Consider the following 6,205-nt stretch of genomic DNA (forward strand, 5'->3'; position numbering starts at 1 on the left):
ATTTAATCTTCCAGTTTCGGTGGTGGAGAATCGTCCGGAATTTTTACATGAACCTGGATGATACGTCGACTGTCGGCCATGGCAACTTTAAATAGGTAACCTTCGATTTCAATGGTTTCCCCGCGCGCCGGCAGGTGGCCGAAGGCCTGCATCACCAGACCGCCGATGGTATCGACCTCGTCGTCGCTGAAGTGGGTGCCGAAGGCTTCGTTGAAGTCTTCGATCGGCGCCAGCGCGCGCACGGTGTACATGTGGCGGCTGAGCTGGCGGATATCCAGATCGTCTTCGTCGTCGTATTCGTCTTCGATCTCGCCGACGATCAGTTCCAGGATATCTTCGATGGTGACCAGGCCGGACACGCCGCCGAATTCGTCAATGACAATCGCCATGTGATAGCGCTGGGAGCGGAACTCTTTCAGCATCCGGTCGACGCGCTTGCTTTCCGGCACCACCACCGCGGTGCGCAGCACCTTGTCGATGCTGAACGGCTCGGAGTCTGCGCGCATGAACGGCAGCAGATCCTTGGCCATCAGGATGCCTTCGATGTGATCTTTGTCTTCGCTGATCACCGGGAAGCGCGAGTGGGCGGAGTCGATAATCACGTCCAGGCACTCTTCCAGCGTCTGGTTGCGCTTGAGCGTCACCATCTGGGAGCGGGGGATCATGATGTCGCGCACGCGCTGCTCGGCGATATCCATCACGCCTTCCAGCATGTCGCGGGTATCGGGATCGATCAGGTCGTTTTGTTCGGAATCGCGGATCAGCTCGACCAGATCGCCACGGTTTTTGGGCTCGCCGTGGAACAGCTGGTTAAGGATAAGAGTAAAGAACCCCTTCTTGGGACTGGGGCTGTCATTGCTTTGTGAATGGTCGTCGCTCATGGCGTTTTCGTTACTGTCACTCATGTCAGAGTTAAGGGGCGTCAGCGACAGCCCCGCAGAGGGGCTGTAGGGTAAACGGCTGACGTCAGACGGGGTCTTTTTCCGCCAGGTACGGATCAGGATAGCCCAGTCCGTGCATGATTTCGGTTTCCAAAGACTCCATTTCTTCGGCTTCATCGTCTTCGATGTGGTCATACCCTAGCAGATGGAGGCTGCCGTGGACAACCATATGCGCCCAGTGGGCCTCCAGCGTTTTGCCTTGCTCAATCGCTTCCTGCTCAACCACCTGACGGCAGATGATCAGATCGCCGAGCAGCGGCAGCTCGATGCCCGGCGGGGCTTCGAACGGGAAAGAGAGCACGTTGGTCGGCTTGTCTTTGCCGCGGTAGGTCAGGTTCAGCTCGTGGCTTTCCGCTTCGTCCACCAGACGCACGGTCACCTCGGCCTCTTCCTGAAATTGCGGCAGCACGCCTTCCAGCCAGCGCTGGAAGGTGGCCTCGTCCGGCAGGCCGTCGCTGCTTTCACAGGCAATCTGCAAATCCAAAATCACCTGGCTCATGGTGTCTCCTGCTCGGAGGCGGCGAGCGCCTCGCGCTTACGTTGTTCGGCAATCGCGTCTTTGCGTTTCTGTTCGGCCGCTTCCCAGGCCTCATAGGCGATGACCACGCGAGCCACCACCGGGTGGCGCACCACGTCTTCGCTGTGGAAGAAGTTGAAGCTCAGCTCCTCCACGTCCGATAGCACTTCCACCGCGTGGCGCAGGCCGGATTTCTGGTTGCGCGGCAGGTCGATCTGGGTGACGTCGCCGGTGATGACCGCCTTCGAGTTGAAGCCGATGCGCGTCAGGAACATCTTCATCTGCTCGATGGTGGTGTTCTGGCTCTCATCCAGGATGATAAAGGCGTCGTTCAGCGTGCGGCCGCGCATATAGGCCAGCGGCGCGACTTCGATCACGTTGCGCTCAATGAGTTTCTCCACGCGCTCGAAGCCCAGCATTTCGAACAGGGCGTCGTACAACGGGCGCAGATAAGGGTCGACCTTCTGGCTCAGATCGCCCGGCAGGAAGCCCAGCTTTTCGCCGGCTTCGACCGCGGGGCGGGTCAGCAGTATGCGGCGAATTTCCTGGCGTTCCAGCGCATCCACCGCAGCGGCGACCGCCAGGTAGGTTTTGCCGGTGCCGGCCGGGCCGATGCCGAAGGTGATGTCGTGATCGAGAATGTTGGCGATGTACTGCGCCTGGTTAGGCGTGCGCGGTTTCACCATGCCGCGCTTGGTTTTAATGGTGACCGCCTTGCCGTAATCCGGCACGCTGTCGGCCACCTGTTCCAGCACCCGGCTCTCTTTGATCGCCAGATGGATTTGCTCCGGATCGATATCCGGGATCACGCCGCGAATCGGCGCGGTATCCACGTACAGATGGCGCAGGATATCGGCGGCGGCGACCACGCACAGGTTCTTGCCGACCAGCTTGAAACGGTTGTCGCGGCGATTGATTTCGATGCCCAATCGGCGCTCGAGTTGTTTGATGTTGTCATCAAACGGGCCGCACAGGCTGAGCAAACGCTTGTTGTCTGCGGGCTCTAACAAAATTTCTTGTGTTGCGACGTTCAAACTATTCCTCTAGGTCACATCGGGCCTGGTTGATGTCACATAGCGCGTCCGGGACGCGCGCGTTCAGGGCGAGCCTGAATACTCTCTTTCTTGAATTATTCATGGTGCGCCGCAACGGCGCAAGTTTACCGCTGATCTATCTGTGCGCCGTCGGCGGAATTCAAGGGAAGATCAGGAAAAAACGCGGCGGGGCGCAAAGCCCGCCGCGTCATCGCAGGACAAGACCGCTGGGAATCAGTTCTTTTTCACGAATTCGGACTTCAGTTTCATCGGGCCGAAACCGTCGATTTTGCAGTCGATGTTGTGATCGCCTTCCACCAGACGAATGTTTTTCACCTTGGTGCCGATCTTCAGCATCGAGGAGCTGCCTTTGACCTTCAGGTCTTTGACCACGGTGACCGCATCGCCGTCCGCCAGCAGGTTGCCATTGGCGTCTTTGACGATCAGCGCATCCTGATCTTCCGCCGGGGCGCTGTCGCTCCACTCGTGGGCGCACTCAGGGCAAATGAACAGGGCATTGTCCTGGTAGGTGTATTCGGAGTTGCACTTCGGGCAGTGTGGGAGTTGCATGTTATGTCGCCTCTTCAACAATAAAAAATAGAAAAAAGAACATCACCGGGCGCGGACGCCCGGCGGAGAAACGGTAAGGAATAGCGTGAATGGGCGGCGTTAAGGCGGCCGCCGCGGCGTCAGGGCTGGTAAATGCCGACGCCCAGCGCGTTTTCTTTGCGGGTACGGGCGATCACCGACTGCGGGGATTCATGTACGCGCAGAGCCATCTGCTGTTCGGTGCGCACCACTGCGCCACGCAGGGTGTTGGTCAGCACCTCGGTAATTTCCACGTCGACAAACTGGCCGATCATGTCAGGCGTGCCTTCGAAGTTTACCACACGGTTGCATTCCGTGCGCCCGGCCAGTTCCATCACGCTTTTGCGCGAGGTGCCTTCCACCAGAATACGCTGGACGGTGCCGAGCATGCGGCGGCTGAACTGCAGCGCCTGCTGGTTGATGCGATCCTGCAGAATGTACAGCCGCTGCTTTTTCTCTTCTTCGCTGACGTCGTCAACCATGTCCGCCGCCGGCGTACCGGGGCGCGACGAATAGATGAAGCTGAAGCTGACGTCGAAGTTGACGTCGGCGATCAGGTTCATGGTCTGTTCGAAGTCGGCCTGGCTCTCGCCCGGGAAACCGACGATGAAATCGGAGCTGAGCTGAATGTTCGGGCGCGCCTTGCGCAGCTTGCGGATAATCGCCTTGTACTCCAGCGCGGTGTGCGCGCGTTTCATCATGGTCAGGATGCGATCCGAACCGCTCTGCACCGGCAGATGCAGGAAGCTGACCAGCTCCGGCGTGTCTTCGTACACCGCGATGATATCGTCGGTGAACTCGATAGGGTGGCTGGTGGTGAAGCGAATGCGATCGATGCCGTCGATGGCGGCCACCAGGCGCAGCAGTTCGGCGAACGAGCAGATATCGCCGTCATGCGTGGCGCCGCGGTAAGCGTTGACGTTTTGGCCGAGCAGGTTGACCTCGCGCACGCCCTGCGCCGCTAACTGGGCGATTTCGAACAGCACGTCGTCGCTCGGGCGGCTCACTTCCTCGCCGCGGGTGTAAGGTACCACGCAGAAAGTGCAGTATTTGTTGCAGCCTTCCATGATCGACACGAATGCGGTCGGGCCTTCGGCGCGCGGTTCCGGCAAGCGGTCGAATTTTTCGATCTCCGGGAAGCTGATATCGACCACCGGGCTGCGGGTGCCCTGAACGTGATTGATCATTTCCGGCAGGCGGTGCAGGGTCTGCGGGCCGAATACCACGTCGACGCAAGGCGCGCGGCTGCGGATCAGTTCGCCTTCTTGCGAGGCCACGCAACCGCCGACCCCGATGATGACAGACGGGTTCTTCTCTTTCAGCAAGCGCCAGCGCCCCAGCATGGCGAAAACTTTCTCCTGCGCTTTTTCGCGGATCGAGCAGGTGTTCAGCAACAGCACGTCCGCTTCTTCGGCGTTGTCGGTCCACTCGAAGCCGTGCGTGCTGTTCAACAGGTCGGCCATTTTCGATGAATCGTACTCATTCATCTGGCAGCCCCAGGTTTTGATATGTAGTTTTTTCGTCATTGACTTGCCATTACTCAGTGCGGAGCGAAAGTTGCGTTACGCGACATGCAGGGCGCGTATTGTAATCATTTGCCGCCGTTGTGACCAGCGCGGGGGAAAATGGCACGCAACCTGAAGCCGAAGCGAAAATCCGGTACACTGCGCAAAACGCCATGCCGGGTGGGATGGCGAGCATTCACATAGAAAACATAGCCAATATGAAGACATCTCAAAATCGGTATGACGCGGTGGTGGTGGGCGGCGGCATGGTCGGCGCGGCGGCGGCCCTGGGGCTGGCGCAGGCGGGCTGGTCGGTGGCGTTGCTGGAACATCAGGCGCCGCAGGCGTTCGAGGCGCAAAGCCCGCCGGACCTGCGCATTTCCGCGATCGGCTGCACCTCGGTGGGGCTGCTGAAACAGCTCGGCGCCTGGCCGGCCGTGACGGCGATGCGCACGGCGCCGTATCGCCGGCTGGAGACCTGGGAATGGGCGTCGTCGCGCGTGGCGTTCGACGCGGTGTCCCTGGGGCTGCCGGAGCTGGGCTTTATGGTGGAAAACCGTATTCTGCAGCTGGCGCTGTGGCAGCAGTTCGCGCAGTGCGCCAATCTGACGTTGCTGTGCCCCGCCAGGCTGCAATCGCTGCAGCGGGCGGACAAGGCCTGGCAGCTGACGCTGGACAGCGGTGAAACGCTGCAGGCGCGGCTGGTTATCGGCGCCGATGGTGCCAACTCACAGGTGCGCAAGCTGGCGGCGATCGGCACCAACGGCTGGCAATATCGTCAGGCGTGCATGTTGATCACCGTCGATACCGGCGCGCCGCAGCAGGATGTGACCTGGCAGCGCTTCTTCCCGTCCGGGCCGCGCGCCTTCCTGCCGCTGTACGACAGCTGGGCATCGCTGGTGTGGTATGACAGCCCGCAGCGCATTCGCCAACTGCAGGCGATGCCGCCGGCGCAGCTGGAGCGCGAGATCGCCGCCGCTTTTCCGGCGCGACTGGGCCCGGTCAAGGTGCACGCTGCCGGATCGTTCCCGCTGACGCGGCGTCATGCGCAGCGTTACGTACTGCCGGGGCTGGCGCTGCTGGGGGATGCCGCGCATACCATCAACCCGCTGGCCGGGCAGGGCGTCAATCTGGGGTATCGCGATGTGGATGCCTTGTTGAATGTGTTGAGCGAGGCGCGGGATCAGGGAGAGGACTGGAGCAGCGAGGCGGTGCTGTTGCGTTATCAGCGTCGCCGTCGCACCGACAATCTGCTGATGCAGAGTGGCATGGATCTGTTTTATACCGCCTTCAGCAATAACCTGGCGCCGCTGAACGTGGCGCGCAATCTGGCGCTGATGGCCGCGCAGCGGGCGGGCAAGCTGAAAGAGCATGCGTTGAAGTACGCCTTGGGATTGTAACCGGTAGGGCTCAGCGGCGGCTGGGCCCATTAGGATTGGCTGAACGCCAGACAGCAAAAAGCCCGCCGAAGCGGGCTTTTCTAAATATGGCTGGGGTGCCAGGATTCGAACCTGGGTATGCTGGTATCAGAAACCAGAGCCTTACCGCTTGGCGACACCCCAATTATGGTGGCTACGACGGGATTTGAACCTGTGACCCCATCATTATGAGTGATGTGCT

At 60.3% G+C, this 6,205-nt stretch carries 6 protein-coding genes and 1 tRNA gene; 1 reads left to right on the top strand and 6 read right to left on the bottom strand.

Features of this window, described 5'->3' with window-relative positions; genetic code table 11:
• Positions 1-2: 2 nt before the first annotated feature.
• From corC to miaB, 5 genes are all read right to left on the bottom strand, one after another.
• Complete coding sequence (corC, locus tag ADK28_RS23995; protein WP_004939973.1) at positions 3-881, bottom strand: CNNM family magnesium/cobalt transport protein CorC; 879 nt, start codon at positions 879-881, stop codon at positions 3-5.
• A gap of 85 nt (positions 882-966) precedes the next feature.
• Positions 967-1,440, bottom strand: coding sequence for an rRNA maturation RNase YbeY (gene ybeY / locus ADK28_RS24000; protein WP_016928766.1), 474 nt, complete (start codon positions 1,438-1,440; stop codon positions 967-969).
• Entirely contained in the window at positions 1,437-2,492 is a 1,056-nt protein-coding gene (locus ADK28_RS24005) for a PhoH family protein (protein ID WP_025301852.1), read from the bottom strand. Before ADK28_RS24005 ends, ybeY begins: the two co-directional genes overlap by 4 nt.
• Positions 2,493-2,726: 234 nt before the next feature.
• Positions 2,727-3,062, bottom strand: a complete 336-nt coding sequence (locus ADK28_RS24010) for a zinc ribbon domain-containing protein YjdM (RefSeq protein ID WP_016928764.1) — start codon at positions 3,060-3,062, stop codon at positions 2,727-2,729.
• 119 nt (positions 3,063-3,181) lie between these two features.
• A complete protein-coding gene (miaB, locus tag ADK28_RS24015) occupies positions 3,182-4,606 on the bottom strand; it encodes a tRNA (N6-isopentenyl adenosine(37)-C2)-methylthiotransferase MiaB (RefSeq protein WP_048796866.1) in 1,425 nt (474 codons plus the stop codon).
• A 197-nt stretch (positions 4,607-4,803) separates the two neighbouring features.
• Here miaB and ubiF point away from each other — a divergent pair, with 197 nt between their 5' ends.
• The gene (ubiF, locus tag ADK28_RS24020; protein ID WP_048796867.1) at positions 4,804-5,985 is read left to right on the top strand and encodes a 3-demethoxyubiquinol 3-hydroxylase; all 1,182 of its coding nucleotides are present in this window, start codon (positions 4,804-4,806) and stop codon (positions 5,983-5,985) included.
• 87 nt (positions 5,986-6,072) lie between these two features.
• Here ubiF and ADK28_RS24025 read toward each other — a convergent pair.
• Positions 6,073-6,147, bottom strand: a tRNA-Gln gene (locus ADK28_RS24025).
• Between the last annotated feature and the right edge of the window lie 58 nt (positions 6,148-6,205).

Origin of the sequence: Serratia sp. 506_PEND, from assembly GCF_001076875.1 — a bacterium.
GTDB lineage: Bacteria > Pseudomonadota > Gammaproteobacteria > Enterobacterales > Enterobacteriaceae > Serratia > Serratia marcescens.

What these genes read in the sequence shown, in the direction of transcription:
- corC (WP_004939973.1), bottom strand. Translation starts at nt 881, where the DNA reads ATGAGCGACGACCATTCACAAAGCAATGACAGCCCCAGTCCCAAGAAG.
- ybeY (WP_016928766.1), bottom strand. Translation starts at nt 1,440, where the DNA reads ATGAGCCAGGTGATTTTGGATTTGCAGATTGCCTGTGAAAGCAGCGAC.
- ADK28_RS24010 (WP_016928764.1), bottom strand. Translation starts at nt 3,062, where the DNA reads ATGCAACTCCCACACTGCCCGAAGTGCAACTCCGAATACACCTACCAG.
- miaB (WP_048796866.1), bottom strand. Translation starts at nt 4,606, where the DNA reads ATGACGAAAAAACTACATATCAAAACCTGGGGCTGCCAGATGAATGAG.
- ubiF (WP_048796867.1), top strand. Translation starts at nt 4,804, where the DNA reads ATGAAGACATCTCAAAATCGGTATGACGCGGTGGTGGTGGGCGGCGGC.